The sequence below is a fragment of the Phenylobacterium sp. genome (assembly GCF_030693805.1).
In the GTDB taxonomy this organism is placed as follows: Bacteria; Pseudomonadota; Alphaproteobacteria; order Caulobacterales; family Caulobacteraceae; genus Phenylobacterium.
Genome location: NZ_JAUXZW010000201.1, coordinates 1 through 1,013 on the forward strand (window position 1 = coordinate 1; position 1,013 = coordinate 1,013).

Annotated in this window: 3 protein-coding genes; 2 read left to right on the top strand and 1 reads right to left on the bottom strand. The window is 39.7% G+C overall.

What is annotated here, in order from left to right:
• Positions 1-147: 147 nt before the first annotated feature.
• Complete coding sequence (locus tag Q8M88_RS08035; RefSeq protein WP_305596164.1) at positions 148-351, top strand: winged helix-turn-helix transcriptional regulator; 204 nt, start codon at positions 148-150, stop codon at positions 349-351.
• 14 nt (positions 352-365) lie between these two features.
• Complete coding sequence (locus tag Q8M88_RS08040; RefSeq protein WP_305596166.1) at positions 366-572, top strand: hypothetical protein; 207 nt, start codon at positions 366-368, stop codon at positions 570-572.
• A 7-nt stretch (positions 573-579) separates the two neighbouring features.
• Here Q8M88_RS08040 and Q8M88_RS08045 read toward each other — a convergent pair.
• The coding region (locus Q8M88_RS08045) for a hypothetical protein (RefSeq protein WP_305596168.1) at positions 580-1,013 on the bottom strand (434 nt) is incomplete at its 5' end.

The window sequence follows — 1,013 nt, forward strand, 5'->3', positions numbered from 1 at the left end:
CAGAGGACGGAGAACAGAAACAGAGAATGAAAAACAGAAGACCGTAGGGCAAGCCTTTTGACCTTCCTATATACAAAAATATAATATGGAATCCCGACCGTAGCGTCGGGAATGCTTGCGGTTAAGACAGAAGACAGGAAACCGAAAATGGAAAACAAACAAACTACCCAGAAAACTGCCCAGAAAATATTAGAAGCAATCAAGGCAAATCCTCGTATTACCAGAAAAGAGTTATCTGCTATTATAGGCATTACCGAAGACGGAATTAAATTTAATTTGAGCAAATTAAAAAAAGAAGGCGCATTAAAACGCGTCGGTTCCGACAAGGGCGGGTATTGGGAAGCGGAATAAGGGTGAAGCACCGTATGAAAAAAGAATATTTCGCGCATAGCTTAAAAGATAAATCGGCAACCACATTTAGCGAAATGATTGAAAATCTGGTAGAACAAAAAATCAGGTCGAACCAATTGATCAATGCCGACCTGACCTTGCGTGAAATTACAATCCTGAAAAGCATCCTGCTCGAAAAACTGGTCAGTATTTATCATGTCCGGATTGAATATCCAAAATGAGAGGCTTTCAGGAACTGAAAAACGTTTGGTAAAACCGGAAAGAGGACATCAAAAGTGGAATTCCCATCATTATATACATCAGCGAAAGGTTTTCGGGAGAAATAAAACCCGATTTGCGAAGTAGGATACCGAATGTAATCATGGAGAACATCATCAGGTAACTTCTGACATTAAAAAAGGAGAATAAGCATGGCTGACCGATAGGTAAGTTCTGAATGCGAAGTACATGTTTTGCCGAAATGCGGTTAAATAAAAGCCAGAAAAACAATAAACCAGCCAAAAGACCGGATAAGAGTTTCAACATCAAATGAGATGGTTGCGAATCAGGAAAGGTTAATCCCCGAAACAACAACATTCCTCCTGCAAAAGTCCAGACCAGTGCAGCTATGAATAACAAATAATGCTTCGAAACCCGTGGCGTTAAAACATCAATCTTCATAA

Excerpts from the sequence above, each read along its gene's own strand:
- Q8M88_RS08035 (WP_305596164.1), top strand. The coding sequence starts at position 148 with ATGGAAAACAAACAAACTACCCAGAAAACTGCCCAGAAAATATTAGAA.
- Q8M88_RS08040 (WP_305596166.1), top strand. The coding sequence starts at position 366 with ATGAAAAAAGAATATTTCGCGCATAGCTTAAAAGATAAATCGGCAACC.